22 protein-coding genes are annotated in these 24,124 nt (G+C 58.4%); 12 read left to right on the top strand and 10 right to left on the bottom strand.

Annotation, left to right across the window (positions count from 1 at the left end; translation table 11 throughout):
* Positions 1–46 precede the first annotated feature (46 nt).
* Complete coding sequence (gene glp, locus ACIOWA_RS02070; RefSeq protein WP_401157916.1) at positions 47–1,273, bottom strand: gephyrin-like molybdotransferase Glp; 1,227 nt, start codon at positions 1,271–1,273, stop codon at positions 47–49.
* Entirely contained in the window at positions 1,257–1,796 is a 540-nt protein-coding gene (moaB, locus tag ACIOWA_RS02065; protein ID WP_339431221.1) for a molybdenum cofactor biosynthesis protein B, read from the bottom strand. Before moaB ends, glp begins: the two co-directional genes overlap by 17 nt.
* 81 nt (positions 1,797–1,877) lie before the next feature.
* Here moaB and mobA point away from each other — a divergent pair, with 81 nt between their 5' ends.
* Both mobA and ACIOWA_RS02055 read left to right on the top strand, forming a co-directional pair.
* On the top strand, positions 1,878–2,480 hold the full coding sequence (mobA, locus tag ACIOWA_RS02060; RefSeq protein WP_339431220.1) for a molybdenum cofactor guanylyltransferase MobA: 603 nt from the start codon (positions 1,878–1,880) through the stop codon (positions 2,478–2,480).
* 78 nt (positions 2,481–2,558) lie between these two features.
* Positions 2,559–2,780 (top strand): YgdI/YgdR family lipoprotein, encoded by a 222-nt coding sequence (locus ACIOWA_RS02055; RefSeq protein ID WP_339431219.1) that lies wholly within the window; start codon positions 2,559–2,561, stop codon positions 2,778–2,780.
* Positions 2,781–2,861: 81 nt separating this feature from the next.
* Here the strand turns inward: ACIOWA_RS02055 and ACIOWA_RS02050 are convergent, their stop codons facing one another.
* The 3 genes from ACIOWA_RS02050 to ACIOWA_RS02040 form a co-directional block, all read right to left on the bottom strand.
* Positions 2,862–3,752 (bottom strand): pseudouridine synthase, encoded by an 891-nt coding sequence (locus tag ACIOWA_RS02050; protein WP_339431218.1) that lies wholly within the window; start codon positions 3,750–3,752, stop codon positions 2,862–2,864.
* A 71-nt stretch (positions 3,753–3,823) separates the two neighbouring features.
* Positions 3,824–4,141 carry a transcriptional regulator gene (locus ACIOWA_RS02045; protein ID WP_003226726.1) on the bottom strand — a complete coding sequence of 106 codons (318 nt, stop codon included), beginning with the start codon at positions 4,139–4,141 and terminating at the stop codon, positions 3,824–3,826.
* A 112-nt stretch (positions 4,142–4,253) separates the two neighbouring features.
* Positions 4,254–4,490 (bottom strand): glutaredoxin family protein, encoded by a 237-nt coding sequence (locus ACIOWA_RS02040; RefSeq protein ID WP_339431217.1) that lies wholly within the window; start codon positions 4,488–4,490, stop codon positions 4,254–4,256.
* 207 nt (positions 4,491–4,697) lie between these two features.
* On the opposite strand from ACIOWA_RS02040, the gene ACIOWA_RS02035 reads away from it, so the two are divergent.
* On the top strand, positions 4,698–6,410 hold the full coding sequence (locus ACIOWA_RS02035) for a monovalent cation:proton antiporter-2 (CPA2) family protein (RefSeq protein WP_339431216.1): 1,713 nt from the start codon (positions 4,698–4,700) through the stop codon (positions 6,408–6,410).
* On the opposite strand, the gene ACIOWA_RS02030 is transcribed toward ACIOWA_RS02035, so the two are convergent.
* Complete coding sequence (locus ACIOWA_RS02030; RefSeq protein ID WP_339431215.1) at positions 6,407–7,615, bottom strand: ammonium transporter; 1,209 nt, start codon at positions 7,613–7,615, stop codon at positions 6,407–6,409. The genes ACIOWA_RS02035 and ACIOWA_RS02030 overlap by 4 nt on opposite strands.
* Positions 7,616–7,920: 305 nt before the next feature.
* On the opposite strand from ACIOWA_RS02030, the gene ACIOWA_RS02025 reads away from it, so the two are divergent.
* The 8 genes from ACIOWA_RS02025 (at position 7,921) to ACIOWA_RS01990 (ending at position 19,305) form a co-directional block, all read left to right on the top strand.
* Entirely contained in the window at positions 7,921–8,235 is a 315-nt protein-coding gene (locus tag ACIOWA_RS02025; RefSeq protein WP_339431214.1) for a DUF883 family protein, read from the top strand.
* 2 nt (positions 8,236–8,237) lie between these two features.
* Entirely contained in the window at positions 8,238–8,624 is a 387-nt protein-coding gene (locus ACIOWA_RS02020; RefSeq protein ID WP_221729181.1) for a phage holin family protein, read from the top strand.
* A complete protein-coding gene (locus tag ACIOWA_RS02015) occupies positions 8,621–8,959 on the top strand; it encodes a hypothetical protein (protein ID WP_339431213.1) in 339 nt (112 codons plus the stop codon). Before ACIOWA_RS02020 ends, ACIOWA_RS02015 begins: the two co-directional genes overlap by 4 nt.
* 126 nt (positions 8,960–9,085) lie before the next feature.
* A complete protein-coding gene (locus ACIOWA_RS02010) occupies positions 9,086–10,249 on the top strand; it encodes an EAL domain-containing protein (protein ID WP_401157912.1) in 1,164 nt (387 codons plus the stop codon).
* A gap of 70 nt (positions 10,250–10,319) precedes the next feature.
* The gene (locus tag ACIOWA_RS02005) at positions 10,320–11,648 is read left to right on the top strand and encodes a deoxyguanosinetriphosphate triphosphohydrolase (protein ID WP_401157910.1); all 1,329 of its coding nucleotides are present in this window, start codon (positions 10,320–10,322) and stop codon (positions 11,646–11,648) included.
* Positions 11,649–12,032: 384 nt separating this feature from the next.
* Positions 12,033–12,659, top strand: a complete 627-nt coding sequence (locus ACIOWA_RS02000) for a response regulator transcription factor (RefSeq protein ID WP_103304761.1) — start codon at positions 12,033–12,035, stop codon at positions 12,657–12,659.
* Between the two features lie 8 nt (positions 12,660–12,667).
* The gene (locus ACIOWA_RS01995) at positions 12,668–16,312 is read left to right on the top strand and encodes a transporter substrate-binding domain-containing protein (protein WP_339538618.1); all 3,645 of its coding nucleotides are present in this window, start codon (positions 12,668–12,670) and stop codon (positions 16,310–16,312) included.
* A gap of 47 nt (positions 16,313–16,359) precedes the next feature.
* Complete coding sequence (locus tag ACIOWA_RS01990; protein WP_401157907.1) at positions 16,360–19,305, top strand: HD domain-containing phosphohydrolase; 2,946 nt, start codon at positions 16,360–16,362, stop codon at positions 19,303–19,305.
* Here ACIOWA_RS01990 and ACIOWA_RS01985 read toward each other — a convergent pair whose 3' ends face one another.
* Positions 19,306–19,788, bottom strand: coding sequence for a GAF domain-containing protein (locus ACIOWA_RS01985; RefSeq protein ID WP_339431207.1), 483 nt, complete (start codon positions 19,786–19,788; stop codon positions 19,306–19,308). It abuts the gene before it with no gap.
* Positions 19,785–20,675, bottom strand: a complete 891-nt coding sequence (locus ACIOWA_RS01980) for an ATP-binding protein (protein ID WP_339431206.1) — start codon at positions 20,673–20,675, stop codon at positions 19,785–19,787. Before ACIOWA_RS01980 ends, ACIOWA_RS01985 begins: the two co-directional genes overlap by 4 nt.
* Positions 20,676–20,841: 166 nt before the next feature.
* Between ACIOWA_RS01980 and ACIOWA_RS01975 the strand changes: the two genes are divergently transcribed.
* The gene (locus tag ACIOWA_RS01975; protein ID WP_401157905.1) at positions 20,842–23,163 is read left to right on the top strand and encodes a response regulator; all 2,322 of its coding nucleotides are present in this window, start codon (positions 20,842–20,844) and stop codon (positions 23,161–23,163) included.
* On the opposite strand, the gene ACIOWA_RS01970 is transcribed toward ACIOWA_RS01975, so the two are convergent.
* Both ACIOWA_RS01970 and ACIOWA_RS01965 read right to left on the bottom strand, forming a co-directional pair.
* On the bottom strand, positions 23,147–23,608 hold the full coding sequence (locus tag ACIOWA_RS01970; protein WP_401157903.1) for a MarR family winged helix-turn-helix transcriptional regulator: 462 nt from the start codon (positions 23,606–23,608) through the stop codon (positions 23,147–23,149). The genes ACIOWA_RS01975 and ACIOWA_RS01970 overlap by 17 nt on opposite strands.
* On the bottom strand, positions 23,605–24,090 hold the full coding sequence (locus tag ACIOWA_RS01965; protein WP_034155230.1) for a glutathione peroxidase: 486 nt from the start codon (positions 24,088–24,090) through the stop codon (positions 23,605–23,607). The genes ACIOWA_RS01970 and ACIOWA_RS01965 overlap by 4 nt, the downstream gene beginning before the upstream one ends.
* Positions 24,091–24,124: the final 34 nt, after the last annotated feature.

Here is a 24,124-nt window from a genome sequence, read left to right as displayed (position 1 = left end):
CAGGCGTCGACAGGATCAGTCGACGCCTGCATTTGCGAAGCAGGGTTCAGCCCAGGAGATCACTCAGCGGAATGAAGACGACCTCGTCTCCTTCGAGCAGAGTGCCCCCCTCCAATACTTCAACCAATCCGTCTGCCCACGCGGCGCTGCGCAACACACCTGAGCTCTGGTTGCGGTAGATAGTCGCCCTCCCCTGTTCAAGACGCCCCCGCAAGTATTCACGCCGATTGCCGGCAACAGGCCAGACAAAGCCTGCTGGCACCTTGAACTTCAGGGGGCCGACATCCCGCACGCCTTGGCGCCTCATCAGGTAAGGCCGAGCCAGCAGCGCGAAAGTCACCAACGTCGAAGCCGGGTTACCGGGCAACCCGATAACGGGCACATTGCGGAAATGGCCAAATGTCAGCGGCTTTCCGGGCTTGATTGCCAGTTTCCAAAGGCCCAGTTCGCCCTCTTCTCGCAAAGCGACACCCAGAAAATCAGCCTCTCCCACCGAAACGCCTCCGGTGGAAAGAATCAGATCAACATCCTGCAACTCACCCAAGCGAGCGCGGGTGGCAGCCAGATCATCCGGAAGAATGCCTGCGTCGATCACTTCACAGCCCAGACGCTGTAACCAGCTGCACAGCAGCACCCGATTACTGTTGTAGATCTGCCCTGGCCCCAGCGGTTGACCCGGCTCGACCAATTCGTCGCCAGTGGAAATCACCGCCACCCGAACCTTGCGCACAACCGTCAGACCGGCGCAGCCCAGCGAAGCAGCCAAACCTTGCTCAATCGGGCCAAGCCGGGTTCCGGCCGACAGGATCAACTCACCGACCGTTGTTTCCTGACCTTGTGGGCGAATGTTCTGGCCGATCTTCATCGGTTCGATGAAGCGTACGGTTCCATCAGTCTGAACGTCAGCGTTTTCCTGCATTTCTACGCAATCAGCCCCAGACGGTACCGGCGCTCCCGTAAAGATGCGCGCACAGGTACCGGGTTTCAGAGCTTCGGGAGACTGCCCGGCAAACACCTTTTGACTGACTGGCAGAGGTTCGCCGGTCCAGTCGGCCAGGTTCAGGGCATATCCATCCATGGCGCTATTGGGCCAAGGTGGCAGATCGAGGGGCGAAATCAAATCTTCGGCCAGCACCCGACCTTCGACCAGCGCCAGTGGCAAATACTCATGCTCGACGATTGGCGAGGCCTCGGCCATATCCAGCAAACGCGCCAGCGCTTCCTCGACCGGCATCAGCGAGCCCGTCTTGCCCGGCTTACCCACGGGACTCACAAGGCATCGCCTTTTTCAGATGAGGCACGAAATTGCACGGGCGGTGGCGAGCGTCCAATTGCTCGCCAAGAATGCCATCCCAGCCCGTGCGCACGGCGTTGGTCGAACCCGGCAAGCAGCAAACCAGTGTGCCATTCGCCAGGCCGGCCAGCGCACGGGACTGCACGGTAGAGGTGCCGATATCGGCCACCGATATCTGCCGGAACAACTCGCCAAACCCATCCACTTGCTTGTCGAGCAAGCACGCCACGGCTTCCGGCGTGCTGTCACGCCCCGTGAAACCGGTGCCACCGGTGATCAGCACAACCTGCACGACATCATCGGCGATCCAGTGGGCGACTTGCGCTCGAATTTTGTAGAGGTCATCTTTAAGCAAGACACGCTCGGCCAGAACGTGGCCAGCTGCAGTCAAGCGGTCGACGAAGACCTGACCTGAGGTGTCGGTTTCCAGGGTTCGGGTATCGCTGACAGTCAGAACCGCAATATTGAGCGGCACGAAAGGTACATCAGCCTTGGCTTTCATAGGCTCGTCCAGTTGTAGGGGAAACAGCCCGGTGTTATATCACAGCGCCCCCTTTTTTTGCCGCCCCTCTGGAGAGCAGCCATGACTTTGAAGACGCAACTGCCGCCCTGCTCCATTCTCCTTCTGGCAGGCGGACGCGGCCAGCGCATGGGCGGTCAGGACAAAGGTCTGGTGGAGTGGAGGGGCGACCCGCTGATCGCACATTTGCAGCGCAAGACTCGCCCACTGACTGACGACCTGATCATCTCCTGCAATCGCAATCGCGAGCGTTATGCGCTGTTCGCCGATCAATTGGTGATCGATGACGAGAGCGACTTTCCAGGACCATTGGCGGGCATTCGTGCGGGCCTGAAAGCCGCGCGCCATCCTCACCTGCTGGTATTGCCATGTGATGTTCCGAGTATCGACGCAGCGCTGCTGCACGACATGCGCGAAACCGCCAACCGGCATCCTGACAAACCTTTAATGTTGCGCCACGGCAAGCACTGGGAACCTTTGCTCTGCGTGATTCCGGCCGCCCTTTTACCGGCCTTCGAAGACGCCTGGAACGCCGGTGAACGCAGCCCCGGCCGAGTGATGCGCAGCTTGGGCGCCAATGCCCTGCAATGCCCCGACAACGACCCGCGACTGGCTAACCTGAACACCCCCGACCTGTTAAATTCACACAACACCGTGTCAGACTGACATTATCGAAGGAACTCTGACGTCTTGCGTACGTCTCAAGCTCAGTAACCAAAAGAATTCCCATTCGGAGACACACTAATGACTCAACGGACCCTCGCCACTTTCATGCTCGCACTGGGCCTCGCTACCCTCGCCGGTTGCTCCTCGCCTACAGTGATCACCTTGAATGACGGTCGCGAAATCCAGGCCGTCGACACCCCGCAATACGACGAAGATTCAGGTTTCTACGAGTTCAAACAGCTGGACGGTAAAGAAACTCGCATCAACAAGGATCAGGTTCGTACCGTTAAAGAGCTTTAAGCTCTACGTCGACAACGGATACAGAAAAGCCCGCATTTTCATGCGGGCTTTTTCATGGACACTCAAAAAGTGCGCACGGCGTCACCATTGCAGGGTGATACGACTCTCGAACTCGCGCTCCTCACCTGTTACCGGGTCGATAAAACGAAGTCCTTGCGCCAAGAGTTTCAGCGGATTGGCATAGTCGTCCTCAACGTCTTTCAGCGCATCCGGGTAAAACGGATCGTTGCAGATACTTGCCCCCAGCGCGGTCATGTGGACACGCAGTTGATGCTTCTTGCCGGTCACTGGATACAGGCCGTAGCGCCAGAGATTGCCATTCTTCTCCCGAACCTCGACAGCCGTTTCAGTGTTACTGACTCCCGGCCCCTCCTGCATGCGGAAAAACGGTTCCCCCTCGATCAGGCGGCTCTTATGCACCAACGGGAAGCTCAGTTCGGGCAAGGCAGGAGCAATGGCTTCGTAGCGTTTGTCGATCTGCCGCGTCGGAAATAGCGACTGATACGCCGAGCGGGTTTGTGGATTGGCAGAAAAAATCACCAGCCCCGCCGTATGCCGGTCGATACGGTGCAATGGCACCAGATGGGGATTATCCAGACGCCGGATCAGCCGGCGCAGCAAGGTTTGCTCGACATACTCGCCGGCCGGCGTGACAGGCAGGAAGTGAGGTTTGTCAGCCACCACCAAGTGCTCATCGGCATAGAGAATCGACTCGACCACCGGGATCGGCTTTTCGTCCGGCACCTCGCGAAAGTAGTGAATCCGCAAGCCTTCCTTGTAGGGCAGGTCCACCGCTATTGGCTGCCCCTGACCATCGAGTACCCGCCCCCGGGCGATTCGGTCCAGCCATTGCTCGCGACCAATGGCACTGAAGTGCTCGCACAGACAATCGAGTACGGTCGGCCACTTACCGGGCGGCAGATAAAGCGTGCTGGCCTGATTTTGCGCAGCAGAGAATGTTGATGTGGACATACGAAAATTCGGACCCTCAATGCAGGCTGGCATTATCCCGCAATGAGAGAAGCGAACCTAGCGCAGAATCCTCAGGCGGGAATCGACTTGAGTGCCGCCGCCTCGGTGAACTCCTTGAGCCAGCGCAACACATCGACAGCCTCCCAGCGACCCGGGTCATACAAGGCATAGAGCAAACCCTGATAGCCAACCACATCCAATTGCTTGTGGTAACCGGCACGCTGAAACAGGGCTTCGATCTCGGCAAAACACGTGTTGAAATGCAATTTGTTGAATGGCGTCTTGCCTTCCGTGACCAGTCCGTCAAGGCGCAATTCGAGAACGGCCTCGCGCACCACGTCAACCGACATACGGTTCACGCTGTTCTTCAACTGTTCGACATTGACCACGGTTCGTCCCTCTGACCCAATTACTGTATGCCCATACAGTAACCGAATAAACCGTGAAGTGCCAAGGGGTGGATTCGCATCGGCGACCAGCGGGATAATCCGGTAAAGCTCCTCAACCAAGGAACGCCGCGACCTCATCGGCACTGAACGGCCAGCCCAGTTCCGCACCGGTGTCGACTCGGCGCAGCACCGGAATCCGCAGGCTATAGGCCTCAAACCAGCGCTCGTCCTCAGCGATATCCACCAGTTCGACAAGCAGGCCGTGCTCGACAAAAGGCATCAATTGGGCTTCAGCGACTTCACACAAATGACACCCCAGGGTGCCGAACAACTGACATTCAGGAGGCATGGTTGCTCAACCAAAATTTAATGAATTTATTCTAGGCCTCCCCTGGAAACCCGTCGAGCCACCACCGCCCAAAGGCTTCAGCGCCTCTTTGGCGTTTCCCTCGCAAAACCCTGACTCATATCAGTTCACGCAATAACCAATTACGCGATGCTTCCGCTCTTTTTGCCTCTACGCTTGAGAAGCCAGAGCCTGACATCGGAGTGCCTAGTGTTTGCCAACCTGCTGATCATCCTCGCCTCGTCCCTCGTGGTGATTGCCCTGTTCCGTCGTCTGCGGCTACCGCCGGTGCTGGGTTACCTGTGCGTGGGGCTGCTGGTCGGGCCGAGCGCATTCGACTGGGTCAACGAGAGTGAACACCTGCCAGACGTGGCCGAACTGGGCGTCGTGTTTCTGCTGTTTTCGCTGGGCCTGGAGTTTTCCCTGTCGAAGATGATCGCGTTGCGCCAGGTGGTGTTTCGCCTGGGCAGCCAGCAGGTGCTTATCAGCGCAGCGCTGCTGGGGCTGCTGCTGATGCTGCTGGGCATGCCGATGACTCCAGCGCTGTTGCTCGGCGCCGGACTGTCATTGTCGTCCACGGCGATCGTGACCAAAGAGCTGGGCAGCCTCGGCGAGGTATTCAGCAGTCACGGCCAGAATGCCATTGGCGTTTTACTGTTTCAGGACGTTGTCGCCGTTTTGCTGCTGACGCTGGTGCCGGTGTTCGCCGGCAGCAGCGATCAAGCATGGTATTGGGCATTGCCGCTGACCCTGGCGAAAACCGGGGTGCTGTTTGTCGGCCTGCTGTTCGCCAGTCGCTGGTTGTTGCCTCGGCTGTTCCATGAAGTGGCTGCTTCACGCTCGGCAGAGTTGTTTGTGCTGTTGGCGCTGGTAATTGTGCTACTGACTGCATGGCTGACTCACCTGCTGGGTCTGTCCCCTGCACTTGGCGCCTTCCTCGCCGGCATGCTGCTGGGTGAAAGCCACTACCGGCATCAGATCGAGGCTGATATCCGGCCCTTTCGCGACATTCTGCTCGGGGTATTTTTCGTCAGCATCGGCATGCTGATCGATCTGCAATTGTTCGTCAGCCACAGCCTGTTGATTCTCGGCCTCACACTCGGATTGATGGTCATCAAGGGCATCGTTGTGGCGCTTCTGGTGAAGTGGCGCGGCAGTGACAGTGAAACCGCCTGGCGCAGCGGTCTGGCCCTGGCACAGGGCGGCGAATTCTGTTTCGCGCTGATGGCGCAGATGCAACAAAACAGCATGATGCCCGACGAATTGGGGGCGCTGCTGCTCGCGGCAACCTTCTGCTCGATGCTACTGACACCATTGTTGCTGCGGGCCGCTCCACGCATCGCTGCGGCCCTGCATCGCAAACCCAACCAGGAAGCACAGATCGAGGAGATCAGCGCGCTCAACGCCGAACTCGACAAGCATGTGGTTATTTGTGGATACGGCCGCGTCGGCCAATCGATCGGCCGCTTCATGTGCAATGCGAAGCAACCCTACATTGCTCTGGATAACGACCCGGTGCGGGTACAGGAAGCCGCATCCGGAGAAAGTGACGTGCATTATGGCGATTGCTCACGCGCAGATCTCCTGACTGCCGTCGGCCTGCTTCGCGCAAGGCTGCTGGTGATTGCGGTGGATCAGAGCGATGTCGCCCTGCGCATCCTCAAGGAAGCCCGCCGGCTCAACGCACATGTACCGATTCTGGTGCGCACCCGCGACGACAGTCAATGGGCCGAATTGAAAGCCGCCGGCGCCACCGAAGTGGTGCCGGAACTGTTGGAATCGAGCCTGATGCTGGCCTCGCACGCCTTGATCATGCTCGGTTTGCCGGCGCATCAGGTACAGGAAAAAGTCGATCTGGTACGCATTGATCGCTATCGCCTGCTGCACGGTTTTTACCCCGGTGCCGACCATGAGGAAACTTAGTCCTGACTCACCGCGCCGATCTTGTGCAATGACAGGTCGGCGCCGTAATACTCTTGTTCCTGACTCAGGCGCAGCCCATGCAACGCCTTGATCACACCGTACACGGCGAAACCACCGATCAGCGCCACCGCAACGCCGAGCGCCGAGCCAATCAATTGGCTGATCAGACTCACGCCACCGAGACCGCCGAGCGCTGTCTGGCCGAAAATCCCGCAGGCAATCCCACCCCAGACGCCGCACAAACCGTGCAATGGCCACACTCCCAACACATCGTCGATGCGCCATTTGACCTGCGCAGCGGTAAAGCACCAGACAAACAGTGCACCGGCAATGGCCCCGGTTATCAGCGCACCGACCGGATGCATCAGATCAGAGCCTGCGCAGATCGCCACCAACCCGGCCAACGGGCCGTTATGCAGAAAACCCGGGTCATTGCGTCCGACGATCAGTGCCGTCATGGTGCCACCGACCATCGCCATCAACGAATTGACAGCCACCAGACCACTGACCCCTTGCAGCGTTTGCGCGCTCATCACGTTAAAGCCGAACCAGCCAACAATCAGGATCCACGAGCCCAAGGCCAGAAACGGGATGCTCGACGGCGCGAAGGCCACCAGACGTCCTTCGCGATAACGCCCATTACGCGGGCCGAGCAGCAACACCGCCGCCAGCGCCAGCCAGCCGCCCATGGCATGTACCACCACAGAACCGGCAAAGTCATGGAAAGCCGCACCGAACCGCGCCGTCAGCCAGGCTTGCAGGCCATAGTTGCCGTTCCAGACCATGCCCTCGAAAAACGGATAGATGAACGCCACGATCAGCGCCGTAGCGCACAATTGCGGAACAAAGCGTGCTCGCTCGGCAATGCCGCCGGAAATGATTGCCGGGATCGCCGCCGCAAAAGTCAGCAGGAAGAAAAACTTCACCAGCCCATAACCATGATCGGCGCTCAACACCGCCGCCGGTTGCATGAAGGTCACGCCGTAGGAAATCCAATAACCTATAAAGAAATAGGCCAGGGTCGAGACGGCGAAATCGCTGAGAATTTTCGACAATGCGTTGACCTGGTTTTTCTGGCGGACCGTACCGACCTCCAGAAAAGCGAAACCGGCGTGCATTGCCAGCACCATCACCGCACCGATCAGAATGAACAACGTATTGGAGCTGTGAACCAGCGTGTCCACAGCGCTTTGCAGATTTTCCATAAAGAGGCAGACCTGAGGGCTTAAAAAGGCACCAAAGCAGTTCGTGCGGGCATTTCATGCACCAAGTTGCGACCAAACTGTCATGAACCCCAGGGGCCGATGAACCACTTTGGCGCACGAGGTCGATGTCCTGACACGAACATGGATTGTTTGAGTTAAGGTTTTCCTGCTTGCGTGCCCAGCAACCGCGCACGACAGCCGGGCGACGCACCACGACACAGCAAAAGTTGTACCAGTCATTTGTACTGAACCTTCGCGCAAGGCTCATACTCGAACGATTCAGACGCCACCTACGGAGATCCACCATGGCCAGCATCAAGGCAAAGACTGCTCAAGAAATCCTGATCAACGACTTCCAGACATTAGTCGCCGACACCGAACGTTTGCTCGAGCACACCGCCAGTCTGGCAGGCGATCAGGCCGATGAACTGCGAGATCAGATCCACGACAGTCTGCTGCGTGCAAGGGAAACCCTGAAACTGACCGAAGACACTCTGCGTGATCGTGGTCAGGCCGCTGTCACTGCCACCGAAGATTACGTGTCGGCCAACCCTTGGCAGTCCGTTGGTATCGCGGCAGGCGTCGGCTTCCTGATCGGCCTGCTGGCCACTCGGCGCTGATCATGTCGATCGGTGAATCCGGCCCGACTGCGGGCACCGCCTCCTCCACGCGGCGTTTGGGCGCTGCCGTCCTTGGCTTGTTGCACAGTCATGTCGAGCTGTTCGGCATCGAATTGCAAGAGCAGAAAGCACGCACCGTCAGCCTGTTGCTCTTTGCAGGCCTGGCGTTGGTGTTTGCCCTGCTGTTGCTGGTCGGTTTGTCGACATTGGTGTTGATTGTGTTCTGGGATACCTACCGTCTCCCGGCGATCATCGGCCTGTGCGTGTTCTACACCCTGGCGGCGATCTTCTGTGGGTTGCGCCTCAAGGCTGCGATCTTCGATGAATCCTCGCCCTTCCACGGCACGCTCGAAGAGCTGGCCAATGACCGGGAGCGCCTGCTGCCATGAGCCTGCATGAACTTCCACAGAACAGCTCACGCCGGGAAATGCGCAAAGCGCTTATCCGCCTTCGCATGGAAATGCACCGGCAGGAAATCCGCCATGAAGCGGGTCAGGTGATGCAGCCCCTGCAGCGGATGCGCGGCATGACACAAAACCTGCAGGGTGGCTTGGGCATCAAGCACGCGCCGCTGTGGGGCGTGGCGGCTGTCACACTGCTGGGCTTTATTACCGGCAAAGGCGCGAAAAGCGGCGGCGTCGGGGGGCTGACCCGATTGATTCGTCTGGGCACCAGCCTTGGGCCGCTGATCAAACTGGTCATGCAGGGTTCTGGCAAACGCTGAACGGACGCATCTGGCTACATTCTTGCAATAGCCGCGAGATGAACCTCCTGTATCCGGAGGTTCAATCCTCTCGCGCCTACCCGGTCGACGGGGTCCAGCCAGAACAAGAACGACTAAGGAGGCCCCGTGATCGACGGGCAACCGCTCGCCTGCTTTCAGCCTTTCATCGACACGGCCACCGGACGCATAGCAGGCGTCGAAGCGTTAGGACGCCTGCGTCAGGCTGACGGTCAACTGACCTCGGTCGGGCCATTGTTCGCCGACAGCCGCACGCCTGCCATCGCACTGCGCCGCCTTGATCGGCAGATTCGTGACAACGCCCTGAGTCGCTTGCATGAAGCTCCGGCTGACTGGTTTCTCAGCCTGAACATGTCGCCGCGCTGGATCAGTCGACTGCGCTCCGATCAAGCGCTACCCAGCCGTAAACAACTGGCACGACATGATGTTGATCCGCAACGTATCGTGTTCGAAATCACCGAATTGGGGGGCAATGGTGAGCGCCTTGCCGAAGTGGTCGCGCGTTATCGCCAGGCCGGTGCGCGAATTGCCATCGATGACTTTGGCGCCGGTTATTCGCAACTTGATCGAGTACTGGCGTTGCAACCGGATATCCTCAAACTCGACATGCGTTTATTTCAGGCCGCCGCCCTAGGCGGCCCGAGCAGTGATGTGGTGAAAGCGCTTGCACAAATGGCCGAGAAAACCGGCTGCTGGATCATCGCCGAAGGTGTCGAGACCGAAGCCCAACTGAATTTCGCCCTCGAGTGCGGTTCCCGTTACGTGCAGGGTTTTCTGTTCGCCCGGGCCCAGGAAGCCTTCTATCCGACAGACGCTTTTGTGCAGCGTTTTGCCGAGCTACGCCAGCGGTACGTTCATCAGAAACTCGCCGAACGCTCACGGTTGATGCAGATGCGCAAGCAACTCAGTGAATTGATGGCAATCCTGCAACACTGGGCTCAGGCTCACGCGCCACTCAGTGCATTGCCACAACTGGAAGCCTTCCCATGGCTGCTGCGGTTTTATCAATGCGACCGTCATGGCACGCAACTGACCCCCAATCTGGAATGGCGCAACAACGGCTGGGGCGCTGATAACCGGTATCTGGGGCACAACTGGTCATGGCGCCCGTATTTCTACCATTTACTCGCCGAAGGCTGGGAGGAGCGGCGCCTGACCCTCTCCAACACCTACCGCGACGCTACCAGCAACCAGTATTGCCTGACGGCCGGACAGTTTTTCGACAACGGCGAACGGTTATTGTTGATCGACATCGATGCGGCGGGGCTGTAGTTCCGCTTGCAGGTGCCGCCGTGAACCGGGAAGCTAGGGCAATTCAGTCACCAGACGGAGAGAATCAGCCTTGGATTGGCACACCCTGCTCAACCGCGAACGCCTCGGAAAGCCCCTGCACAGCCCGCAAGAGCTCGGCCGCAGCCCTTTCCATAAAGACCATGACCGCATCATTTTCTCCGGCGCCTTCCGCCGCCTGGGTCGCAAGACCCAAGTGCATCCGGTGTCGAGCAACGATCACATCCACACGCGCCTGACCCATTCACTGGAAGTCAGTTGCGTCGGCCGCTCGTTGGGCATGCGCGTCGGAGAAACCCTGCGCAATGCCCTTCCCGATTGGTGTGATCCCGCCGACCTGGGGATGGTCGTGCAATCGGCTTGTCTGGCTCACGACATCGGCAACCCGCCATTCGGCCATTCAGGTGAAGATGCCATTCGCCACTGGTTTCAACAGGCGGCCGGGCGTGGCTGGCTTGATGGCATGAGTGAAGCCGAACGCGCCGATTTCCTCAATTTCGAAGGCAATGCCCAGGGTTTCCGGGTGCTCACGCAGCTTGAGTACCATCAGTTCGACGGCGGCACCCGCCTGACCTACGCCACGCTTGGCACGTATCTGAAATACCCATGGACAGCCCGTCACGCTGACTCCCTGGGATACAAAAAACACAAATTCGGTTGCTATCAGAGCGAGCTGCCGCTGCTCGAACAGATCGCTCAAAAGCTCGGACTGCCGCAACTGGAAGACCAGCGCTGGGCGCGCCATCCGTTGGTGTACCTGATGGAAGCCGCCGACGACATCTGCTATGCCCTGATCGACCTCGAGGACGGTCTTGAGATGGAGTTGCTGGAATACGCCGAAGTCGAATCGCTGCTGCTCGGACTGGTGGGCGATGATCTGCCCGAAACCTATCGTCAGCTTGGCCCGCAGGATTCACGTCGACGCAAACTGGCAATCCTGCGTGGCAAGGCCATCGAACATTTGACCAACGCGGCGGCGCGGGCCTTTGTCGAGCAACAGGACGCACTGCTTGCCGGCACGTTGCACGGCGATCTGGTCGAGCACATGCACGGCCCGGCCAAGCGCTGTGTATTGAACGCCAAGGACATTGCCCGCAAGAAGATCTTTCAGGACAAACGCAAAACCCTGCACGAAATCGGCGCCTACACGACGCTGGAGATTCTGCTCAACTCGTTCTGCGGTGCTGCACTGGAACAACACAACGGGCGCACGCCGTCGTTCAAGAGTCGACGTATTCTCGATTTGCTGGGCAATAACGCACCGGATTCGCAAGGTTCGTTGCACACGTCATTTTTACGCATGATCGATTTCATTGCCGGCATGACCGACAGCTACGCCAGCGACATGGCGCTGGAAATGACCGGTCGCTCCAGTCGCTGATTCAGCCTCATTCGGTCGGCATTTAGCCGACCGAATGTCGGGCAATCACTTTCTCTGCTCAATCCCTTATGACACGGGCACACTCAGCAGTTCTATGGCGCGACGTAACGGCAAAACAAACAAAAACAAACAAGCGACGAACCAGCACACTTAAACACCTATAAAAAACCATTAACAACCAACACTTGTAAAACATTCAAGCCGAACTATAAGCCACTGCATTCCCTGTACATCCTTACGCCAAACCTAGTTCGACCGTAGTACCTTTCCTCATTAATTGTAGGAATAATCCGATATCGCGACTGAAGCCAAGTCAGTTCATGCGAGCCTTCATCTATCTGGGCTAAGGTGCGCGCTTTATTGGTGCTTGTATGGGATTTGATTATGAACTCCGTTTTTATTGTCGACGATCACCCGGTCATCCGTCTCGCCGTTCGCATGCTGCTGGAACATGAAGGTTATAAGGTTGTCGGAGAGACCGATAATGGGGTCGATGCCATGCAGATGGTGCGAGAGTGCATGCCCGACCTGATCATTCTCGACATCAGCATCCCAAAACTCGACGGCCTGGAGGTACTGGCGCGATTCAACGCCATGAGTTCTCCGTTGAAAACCCTGGTACTGACCGCGCAATGCCCGACTTTATTCGGAATTCGCTGCATGCAATCCGGTGCGTCGGGCTATGTATGTAAACAGGAAGACCTGAGCGAGTTGGTCAGTGCTATAAAGGCGGTACTTTCCGGTTACAACTATTTCCCCAGCCAAGCGTTGAACCCGGTTCGCAGCGACGATATTCGTTATACAGAACTGGAACTCTTCAAGTCCGTCAACGATCGCGAGTTGATGGTATTGCAACTGTTTGCCCAAGGGCGCACCAACAAGGAAATAGCCAAAGGCATGTTTCTCAGCAATAAAACCGTCAGCACCTACAAAAAACGCCTTATGCAGAAACTCAAAGCCAAATCCCTTGTAGAGCTTATCGAGATGGCCAAACGTAACGCACTCGTGTGAGAGCCAGCATGCCCAGTCGTTTAAAAGACTATTTAATTGCGTTGAGTGCCGGTCTGTTCTTGAGCAGCAATGTGTTCGCCATGCCTTTTGATTCACCGGACTATAACTTGCTCAGCCGCTCGGCGAGCGAATCGGTGCCAGTGGCACTCGAACAGTCTCAACGACAGTGGCTGCAAACCCGTAGCGAGCTGATACTGGGCACCTCTGCCCCCGATTACCCCCCCTTCGACATGACCGCCAGCGGTCGCGATTACGAGGGGCTGACCGCCGACTATGCAGGGCTTCTCAGTCAAACCATCGGTTTGCCGATCCGGGTCAAACGCTTTCCCTCCCGAGAGGCCGCGATTCACGCGCTCATCGACGGCCAGGTTGACCTGCTGGGTACGGCGAACGGGTTCGAAGCCAGTAATGCCGACATCGCGCTATCCGAACCGTACGCAATTGATCAGCCAGTGCTCGTTACCCGCGAAGACGAAAACCGCTCCCTGACCGAAGGCCTGGCAGGCCTGCGACTGAGCATGGTGTATCACTACCTGCCGCCCCCTGACGTCAAGATGCTTTATCCCAAAGCGCTCATTACCTGTTATCCCTCCTATCAAAACGCGATCAACGCCGTCGCATTCGATCAGGCCGATGTATTTATCGGTGACACGCTTTCCACCCATTACATGATCAACAAGGGCCACCTGAACAACGTCCGCATGGCTAATTTCGGCAAGCAGGAAGCCCTCGGATTCAGCTTCGCCGTACGGCGTAACAATCCGCAATTGCTGGGCATCATCGACGCCGTGCTCAAAGCGGTTCCACGCAGCGAACGGGACAACATCGCCAAACGCTGGAGCGCCGGCAGCGACCTGCTCCTCACCGATCAGAAGCTGCAATTGACCAGACGCGAAGAAACATGGCTCAAACAGCATCCCGTGGTGAGTGTGGTGGTGAATGAAGCATACGCGCCGCTGACCTTCTTCGACGGCGACGGCAATTTTCGAGGAATCAGCGCAGACCTTCTCGAACTGATCCGCCTGCGCACCGGCTTGCGCTTCGAGATCCATCGCAGCCGTAACGACGCACAGATGATCAAACAGATCGACAGCCATAAGGCCGATCTCATAGCTGCACTGCTGCCAACTGCCGAGAGGGAAAAAACCCTGAACTTCAGTCGGCCCTATCTGGAAAACTCTTACGTCTTGCTGACTCGCAAAAGCGCTGACAGCCCGACCAATCTGGGTCAGCTCAAAGACAAGCGACTGGCGATTGCCCAAGGCAATCCGATGGTCGAGTATTTGCGACGCGAGTTCCCACGTATCCAGTTGATCGAAACAGAAGATACATTCAGCGCCGTCTCGCTACTGGCCGAAGGTCACGTTGACGGCGCGGTGAATTCATTGGTGATCGCCAACTACTTCATTTCTTCGCGGATCTTCGAACGCGCGTTGCAAATCACCACCACCATCGGCACCGGTCAGGCAGCGTTCTCCCTGGCAACTGCCCGTGATAACAAGGAACTGGGTTCGATCATCAACAAAGCGTTGTTGAGCATTGCCCCCGAAGAACTCGGCGTGATCAACGGCCGGTGGCGCGGTTACTCCAGCGCCTCGCAGAACATCTGGCGCAACTATCAGCGCCTGTTCTATCAAGTGATCACAGGAGCCTGCCTGGTCCTGCTGCTCCTGCTGGCCTGGAACGCCTACATGCGACACCAGATCAAACAGCGCCAGGCAGCCGAGCGAGCCTTGAGCGACCAGTTCGAGTTCATGAGCTCACTGGTCAACGGCACACCACACCCGATCTACGTTCGCGACCGCAAAGGTCTGTTGCAAAGCTGCAACGACAGCTACCTCGAAGTATTCAATGCCAGACGCGAGGATGTTATCGGCAAAAGCGTCATGCAAGGCACTCTGAGCAACGCCTTCGAAGCGCAGGCGTTTCAAGCCGATTATCAGCGTGTAGTGAACGAAGGCATTCCCCAGTTACTGGATCGTCCCCTGCACATCGGTAACCGCCGGCTGACGATCTATCACTGGATCATCCCGTATCGCGACTCCAGCGGCGAAGTGAAAGGCATCATCGGTGGCTGGATCGACATCAGCGAGCGTCGCCAACTGTTCGACGAGTTGCGCACCGCCAAAGAGCAGGCAGATGAGGCGAACCGTGCCAAGAGCACTTTTCTTGCCACCATGAGTCACGAGATCCGCACACCGATGAATGCTGTGATCGGTATGCTCGAGCTGACGCTCAAACGCATGGATCAACAGCATCCGGACCGTTCATCGATCGACACTGCCTACCATTCAGCCAAGGATCTGTTGGGCTTGATCGGCGACATTCTCGACATCGCACGGATCGAATCCGGACGCCTGAGCCTTTGTCCGGAACGGGTCAATCTGGTCGACACGGTGGCGTCTGTCGCCAGAATTTTCGACGGCCTCGCCCGGCAGAAAAATCTGGCCCTGCAAATCATCTTCAATCCGCCGGATCTGGCGGTCGACGTGCAGCTGGACCCACTGCGCTTCAAGCAAGTGCTGTCCAACCTGATCAGCAACGCCATCAAGTTCACCGAGCGCGGACATATCAGGATCACTCTTGACCTCATGAGCACGGAGGTGCCGGCTCGTGCGCTGATGCAACTGACCGTACAGGACAGCGGCGTCGGTATCAGTGCCGAGGATCAGCAGCGTTTGTTCGCACCCTTTGCCCAGGCGCAGAACAGCCATCAGCAGGCCAGAAGCGGCGCGGGTCTGGGCCTGGTCATCAGTCGCAATCTGTGCGAAATGATGGGCGGACAACTGCAATTGAGCAGCCAGCCCGGGATCGGCACCCAGGTATGCATTTCCTTGCCGCTGGAAACCTTGCCGGCCCTGGTGAGTTCGGCCCGAAGTGAACCCCCTGTCAAAACTTCGCTGGCGCCCCTGCGCGTACTTGTGGTGGACGATCACCCTGCCAACCGCTTGTTGATGTGTCAGCAACTGGAGTTCCTCGGTCATCACTTCAGCATCGCCGAGAACGGTCGCTGCGGACTTGAAGTGTGGAAGGATGGCCGGTTCGACCTGGTGATTGTCGACTGCAACATGCCCTTGATGAATGGCTATGAACTGACCCGCGCCATTCGCCAGCAAGAGCTGCAGAGCCGCTGCCCACCCTGCACCGTGCTGGGTTTCACCGCCAATGCACAACCCGAGGAAATACAACGTTGCAAACAGGCCGGCATGAACGATTGCCTGTTCAAACCCCTGAGCCTGAGTCTGCTCAGCCAGTGGCTCGATGGCATCGTCCCGGTTTCACCCTCGCCAGCATTCAACCTGCAAAGTCTGAACATGTTGACCGGCGGCAATCCTGCACAGGCTCGGCGGCTGCTGGTTGAACTGCTCAAAAGCAGCCGTCTCGACCGACAGGAACTGCTCGCGTTGTCGCCGCAAGACAATCCCGGAGCCTTGGCCGTGGTCGCTCACAAGATCAAAGGCGCCGCGCGCATCGCTCAGGCAACACGCGTAATCGAATGCTGCGATGCCCTTGAACAGGCCTGCGCACAGGCATTGGCAACGGACGAGATCGCCCGCCGTTGCGAGGCGAGCAACCGGGCAATACTCGAACTGGAGCAAGCCTTGCAACAACAATTAGCATTGTCCGATCAAGGCACAATGAGCGTGCCTTAACTATGCTTGGCGCTGAGCAGTGAGTTAACCATCAAGGAGAACCGGAAATGCCCAGCCCACTGCGCCCGCAACAACGCCGGTTCCCGCTGCACGTGCACATCAGTGTCATGTTCACGTTTCTGCTGTTGCTCACGGGCGTGGTGCTGGGACTGTTCAATTATCGCCAGACGACACAGATCATCCTGTCGAGCAGTGAAAAACTGTTCAACAGGATCGAGCAGGACGTGCGCCTGGACATGTCCGCGACCTATCAGCCAATCCGGCACCTGTTGAGCCTGCTGGCGGACAATCCCGCCACACAGGCCATGCGTCTTGATCAACGCTTGCCGCTGCTCAGACCGTTCAGCCAGTCGCTCACGGACAACCCGAACCTGGCCTCGCTCTATCTGGGTTATGCCAATGGCGACTTTTTCATGGTCCGCCCGCTACGCACCGCTGCCTTGAAGACATTGCTCAAGGCACCGGAAGCGGCGGCGTATCAGGTCTGGAGCATCGAGCATGACCCGCAGGGCAAGATGCATTCGCAATCGCTGTTCTTCGACCTCGCCCTGACGCCAATCAGCCGCCAGGACAATACCGAAGACGCCTACGATCCGCGCAGCCGCGCCTGGTTCGTCGACGCCCGCCAGCAAACCGAGCAGATCACCACCCAACCCTATGTGTTTTTCTCCACCCACAATGTCGGCACCACGCTGGCCCGACGCAGTGGCGAGAATGCGGTGATTGGCGCCGACCTGACATTGGCCGCCCTGTCTGCCACCTTGAGCAAGCATGTCGTCACGCCTTCTACCGAAATTGTCCTGTTCGATGCCAACGGCAATGCCGTGGCTTATCCCGATAGCAGCCGCCTGATCGTCGATGACCGCACCGCGCATCTGTCCAGGGCGGCCGACTTGAGCCCCAGCCTCCATGCGCTGCTGTCTGGTGCACACACGGGCAATCGACTGGAAGCGAACGGCCGGCAATGGATCGTCGCACGCAGCAGCATTCAGGAAGGCGGCCCGAAAGGTTTGCAATTGGCGTTGCTCGTGCCGGAAGACGAACTGTTGGTCGATGCCTATCGCATGCGCTGGCAAGGTGCGTTGATCACCCTGGGCACCTTGTTGTTGTGCCTGCCATTGGGTTGGGTGATCTCGCGTATTCTGGTCAAACCGCTGCATGCGCTGGTAAAGGAAGCGGACGCGATCCGCAGTTTCGATTTCAACTTTCCACTGGCCCGGCGCTCTCCGGTACTTGAAGTCGACCAATTGAGCGTGTCGATGGCCCGAATGAAAGATACCCTGGCAAGTTTCTTCCGGATAACCGACACCCTGGGGGCCGAAACCCGGTTCGCACCGCTGCTGCAACGGGTACTGTTCGAAACGGTGCAGATCGCCCAGGCTCAGGCAGGGCTGATCTATCTGCGTGAAAACGATGACAGCCGCATGGAGCCTTACGGGCTGGTGATCAATGGCACACCTCAAGCGTTGGAGGCGTTCGATATTCAGGGGCACGACCTGCACGAGAGCCAAGGCCCTGCATGGTTTGAACAATTGGTCAGCACCGACAATGTGGTGAGCAACATGGGTGTCGATCAGGCCGGGGATCTGCAGAAAGTCTTGCTGGCAATGGCCTCGCCGCGCATCCATCTGATCGGCATCCGCCTGCACAACCGCCATAACGAAACCATCGGGCTGCTGATCCTGCTGATCAACGACAGCGGCACCCCGGCCGACCTCGAAAAACTGCGGCCCGACCGCATTGCCTTCCTGCAGGCAGTCTCCGGTGCCGCGGCTGTGAGTATCGAGAGCCAACGCCTGCAAGCCAGACAGAAACAACTGCTCGATGCATTCATTCAGTTACTCGCCGGGGCCATTGACGCCAAGAGCCCCTATACCGGCGGGCATTGTCAACGAGTGCCAGAGCTGACCCTGATGCTCGCCCAGGCCGCTGCGGCGAGCCAGGCGCCCGCCTTCAAGGCCTATCAACCCACCGAGGATGAATGGGAAGCCTTGCACATTGCCGCGTGGCTGCACGACTGCGGCAAGGTCACGACGCCGGAATACGTGGTCGACAAGGCCACCAAACTGGAAACCCTCAACGACCGCATCCACGAAATCCGCACCCGTTTCGAAGTGCTCAAGCGCGATGCCTGGATCATTTACTGGCAGGCCCTAGCCCTGGGTGGAGACGAAACCTCACTGGCCGAACGACGCGATGCAACCCTGTACGCACTGGACGAAGACTTTGCCTTTGTGGCCCGCTGCAACCTGGGCAGTGAAGCGATGGCCGAAGCGGATCTGCAGCGCCTGCATGATCTGTCCCAACGCACATGGGTGCGGACGCTGGATGACCGTTTGGGCGTGTCATGGGAAGAAAACAAGCGTCAGGCGAAAACACCAGTGCAGAGTTTGCCAGCACACGAAAAGTTGCTGGCGGACAAACCCGAACATTTACTTGAACGCGACGCAAACGAGTTGATTGCGGACGACAATCCGTGGGGCTTCAAGCTGGATGTACCGCGCTACAAATACAATCGCGGCGAGCTGTACAACCTGAGCATCGTGCGCGGAACCCTGACCCGCGAAGAGCGCTACATCATCAATCACCACATGGTGCAGACGATCATGATGCTCAGTCACCTGCCCTTCCCCGGCCACCTCGACAGCATTGCCGAAATCGCGGGTGGCCATCATGAAAAAATGGACGGCACCGGTTACCCGAAACGCCTTAAGCGCGAAGAGATGAGCCTGCCAGCAAGAATGATGGCGATCGCCGATATTTTCGAGGCACTCACTGCGGCCGATCGTCCCTACAAGAAAGCCAAGTCCTTGAGCGAGGCTCTGGGGATCATGGCTACCATGTGCCGCGAGGCGCACATCGATGCGCAGTTGTTTGGATTGTTCATCAACGACGGCGTGTACATGCAGTACGCCGAACGTTTTCTCGCCCCCCACCAGATTGATTCAGTGGATACGGCCAGCCTGTTGCAAAAGGCCGGCCTTGGCGCGTGATCAGCAGTCGGTCAGGCGCAGGAAGATCGCCGCCAGTTGCTCGATACCCGTCTGATCGGTGGCGCCAAATCGCGCAAGCTTCGGGCTGTCGAGGTCAAGAACACCGATCAGGCGCCCCTCCTTGACCAGCGGCACGACCAGTTCACTGTTCGAGGCGCTGTCGCAGGCGATATGACCGGGAAACGCGTGAACGTCTTCAACCCGCTGGGTCTGCAAGGTTGCCGCCGCAGCACCGCAGACACCGCGCCCGAACGCAATACGCACGCATGCGATCTGGCCCTGAAACGGGCCGAGCACCAACTCTTCGTGGCGATTGAGGTAGAAACCCGCCCAGTTCAGATCCTCGAGCTGGTTGAACAGGAACGCGGAAAACTGCGCAGCGTTGGCGATAAAATCGCGCTCATCGGCCAGCAGCGACTCCAGTTGCGCGGCCAACATGCCATAGCCTTCGAGGCCCTGGCCGCTTTGTTGCAAATCAATCATGCCTTGTGCTCCAACAATTTCAGTCCCACCCAATAACGGGCGAATTGGTACGCGCAACGTCCGTTGCGATTGCCGCGGCCGGTGGCCCAACGCACGGCAAGGATGTCCAGTGCTTCGTCGCGCTGCCAGCTCAGGCCAGCCTTGGCGGCCAACTGGCCGATCCAGTGCTCGACAACATTCAGGAAGTGTTCTTGGGTAAACGGATAAAACGACAGCCACAGACCGAAACGATCCGACAGCGCGATCTTGTCCTCCACCGCTTCACTGGGGTGCAGTTCGCCGTCGACGCGTGTCCAGTTTTCGTTGTCGCTTTCCTTCTCCGGCACCAGGTGACGGCGATTGGACGTGGCGTACAGCAAGACGTTGTCCGGCGCCTGCTCCAGCGAGCCGTCAAGCACGCTTTTGAGAATGCGGTAATCACCTTCACCGGATTCGAACGACAAGTCATCGCAGAACAGCACAAAACGTTGCGGCAGTTTGGCAATCTGCTCGACCACGCGCGGCAAGTCGGCCAGATGGTCGCGCTCGATCTCGATCAGGCGCAGGCCGGCCTTGGCGTGCTCGGCGAGCAACGCCCGGACCAGCGAGGATTTGCCGGTGCCGCGCGAGCCCCAGAGCAAAGCGTGGTTGGCCGGCATGCCGTCGAGGAATTGCCGGGTGTTGCGCCCCAGTTGCTCAAGCTGACGGTCAACACCGATCAGGTCGGACAGCCGCATGTCGAGGCTGACCTCCAGCGGCAGCAGAAAACCGCTGCGTCCGTCACGCTGCCAGCGCGCAGCCAGGCAAGTCCCCCAGTCGATGACAGGACGAGGCACCGGCAACAACGGTTCGATCCGCGCCAGAACAGACTCGGCACGTTCAAGAAAAGCATTCAATCGGGAATCCACGTCTTCTCCTCGGGCCCTTTCACAGTGATGATGGCGATCCAGCGACGACACTCAGATCAAAACTCCCGCGCCGAGCCTTGTTACAAGGCGATTCGGGAACCTCGGTATCCGTACATGATCGACTATGCTTGAGCAGCGAAGGGAAACGGAAGTGGTTCAACACCCCATGGATATCAAATTCACTCACCGGCTGTCATACAAACAAGCCCGGCTTACTGTGCTGGTCGGGTTCATTCTCGGCACGCTGCTCAGCCTACTGCAAATCGGCATCGATTATGCCAGTGAAGACGCCGCCATCAACCGTGAAATCCTGTCTTTGCTGGAGATCAGCCATAACCCGGCATCACGCATTGCCTACAACATCGATGCCGAACTGGCCCAGGAACTCGCCTTGGGCCTGCTGCGCTCTCCGGCAATCATTTCTGCGCAACTGATCGACAACAACAATACGGAGCTGGCCAGTGTCAAACGCCCGGAGCTGCAAAACGGCTATCGGGTGATCAGCGATTTCCTCTTCGGCGCCAAGCGTCAATTCGAAGATCGCCTGTATCTGGATCACCTGCCCAACGAATCGCTGGGGATCCTGAGTCTTGAAGTCGACACCTACACGTACGGCAGCCGCTTCCTGCGCCGGGCCGAGGTCACACTGCTCAATGGATTCGCGCGCAGCCTGATCCTGACCGGCATTCTGCTGGCGCTGTTTTACGTGATGCTGACCAAACCGCTGGTTCGCGTCATTCGCGAGCTCAGCGGACGTGACCCTCGCAGCGCCGAAGCGGCCACGCTGGAATGCCCGGCCGGGCATGCCAACGATGAAATCGGCGTACTGGTCAAAGTCGCCAATCAGCAATTCGAGAACATCGCCACCGAGATCCAGCAGCGGCGCAACGCCGAAAACCGTCTGACCGAATACCTCGGCCAACTGGAAGACATCGTCTCGACGCGGACCGCCGAACTCAAAGCGATCAATACCCGGCTCAGCCAGTCCAATCAGGAGCTCGAAGTCGCCCGCAGCACGGCGCTGGAGATGGCCGAAGCACGGTCGGCGTTCCTGGCCAACATGAGCCATGAGATCCGCACGCCACTCAACGGTCTGCTGGGGATGATCGCGCTTTCACTCGACGGACCGCTGAATGCCGAGCAACAACAACAGCTATCGATCGCCCACGACTCGGGCAAAGTGCTGGTGGAGTTGCTCAACGATATTCTCGACCTGTCTAAATTCGATGCAGGACAACTGGAGCTCGAGCACATCCCGTTCGACCTCGGCTCATTGATCGAGGACACCGCCAACCTGCTGTCGCAGAACGCGGCGCCGAGCGTCGAGCTGACCTGCCTGATTGATCCGCACTTCCCCGCACTGGTGCTGGGCGATCCGACCCGGGTCCGGCAGATCGTCAGCAACCTGCTGTCCAACGCCCTGAAATTTACCCGCTTCGGGCGGGTGGATGTGCGATTGTCGACCTACAAGGATGGCGTGCGTATCGAAGTCTGCGACACCGGTATCGGTATCGCACAGGATGCACAGGTGAAGATCTTCCAGCCGTTCACTCAGGCGGGTGCCGGCATTACCCGCCAGTACGGCGGCACCGGACTGGGATTGGCGCTGACTTACAACCTCTGCGAAGCCATGCAGGGACGCCTGAGTATCACTTCCGAGACCGGTTTCGGCAGCCAGTTCTGCGCCGAGCTACCGCTGCCCTGCCATACCCGAGCACTGGCTCCGGCGCTTCTGCATGGCAAAGTCCTCGCCATTACCGCCGCCAGCAGCGGCTTGGCAGAGTTGTTGAAAAATCTGCTGCCGGTCTGGGGCCTTGCGTACGAACAACGCACTATGGACGACTCGCTGCTGGGGCTGTCGCCCGATGTACTGATCACTGACTGCCCCGAGTGCCTGTTCGGGCTGCGTCCGACACTCACCGCTCCGATCCTGCTGGTGACCGCCTACGGCAGTTTCCTGCCCAGCGAAGAAGCGGCAGCCCTCGCCCCGCTGCAACAACAGGCCCGACCACTGGCGCGTAACGCGCTCTATCAGAATCTGCGGCGCACCTTGAACCCGGAGGTCGCCACCATCAACGATGCACAACTCGAAACTTCGCCCCCCGTCAGACGTGGGCGTGTGCTACTGGTCGAGGACAACCCGGTCAATCAACTGGTGGCCAAAGGCATGCTCGGCAAACTTGGCTGTGATGTCGTGGTGGCTGCCCATGGCGCCGAAGCGCTGGATCAGTTGGAGTATCAGGAATTCGATCTGGTGCTGATGGACTGCAACATGCCCGTGATGGACGGTTATGAAGCGAGCCGACAGATTCGCCAGAGCGGACGCTGGCCAAACCTGCCGATTGTCGCGTTGACCGCCAACGCTATGTCCGAGGAGCGTGAACGCTGTCGGGCGGCGGGCATGAGTGACTACCTGGCCAAGCCGTTTCGCCGCGAAGAGCTGGCGGCATTGCTGGACCAATGGATCACGACTACGCCAGCGCTTTGATCTGACCCAGCAAGTGATCGAGTCCGTCGCGCAAGCCATTCAATCGGTCCAGATCCACACCGCTGTCGCACAGCAGACGGGCCTTCAGTGGCCCGACCTCCTCGCGTAGCGCCTGCCCCGCCGCCGTCAAACTCAGATGCACCTCACGCTCATCGAGCACAGAGCGCTGGCGCTGTACCAGTTGAAATTGCTCCAGCCGCTTGAGCAATGGGGTCAAGGTGCCGGAATCCAGCGCCAGTCGCTCGCCAAGTGCCTTGACCGTCGGTTGCTCTGGCGCGCTGTCCAGCCATTCCCACAACACCAGCATCGCCAGGTATTGCGGGTAGGTCAGGCCAAGCTGATCGAGCATCGGCTTGTAGGCGCGGATCACCGCACGAGAAGCCGCATACAGCTTGAAGCACAACTGACTGTCGAGGTTCAGCGAATCGACGGACAGGCTGTTCATTTGAGCAAGGCTTCGATCTCGCGGCTCAGATCCTGCGGCTTGGTGGCCGGCGCAAAGCGCTTGACCAACTGGCCATCTTTGCCAATCAGGAACTTGGTGAAGTTCCACTTGATGCCCTGAGAACCGAGTACACCCGGAGCGCGCTTCTTCAATTGCACAAACAGTGGGTGGGCGCCTGCGCCGTTGACTTCGATCTTTTTGAACAGCGGGAAGCTGACACCGAAATTCAGTTCGCAGAACTCACTGATCGCGCCCTCATTGCCCGGCTCCTGCTTGCCGAATTGATTGCATGGAAAGCCCAGAACTACCAGGCCTTGGTCCTTGTAGGTCTGCCACAGTTCCTCCAGCCCCTTGTACTGTGGGGTGAAGCCGCACTTGCTGGCAGTGTTGACCACCAACACCGCTTTACCGGCGAAATCGGCCAGGGTCTTTTGTTCGCCCTTGATGGTGGTGCAAGGGATATTCAGCAGGTTGTCGCTCATGGGGCGCGCTCTGAAATCAGGAAGAAGCCGCAAA

This window comes from Pseudomonas sp. NPDC087614 (assembly GCF_044743485.1).
In the GTDB taxonomy this organism is placed as follows: domain Bacteria; phylum Pseudomonadota; class Gammaproteobacteria; order Pseudomonadales; family Pseudomonadaceae; genus Aquipseudomonas; species Aquipseudomonas baetica_A.
The sequence above is the reverse complement of the archived record's forward strand: the minus strand, read 5'-3'. Positions and strand labels throughout refer to the sequence as shown.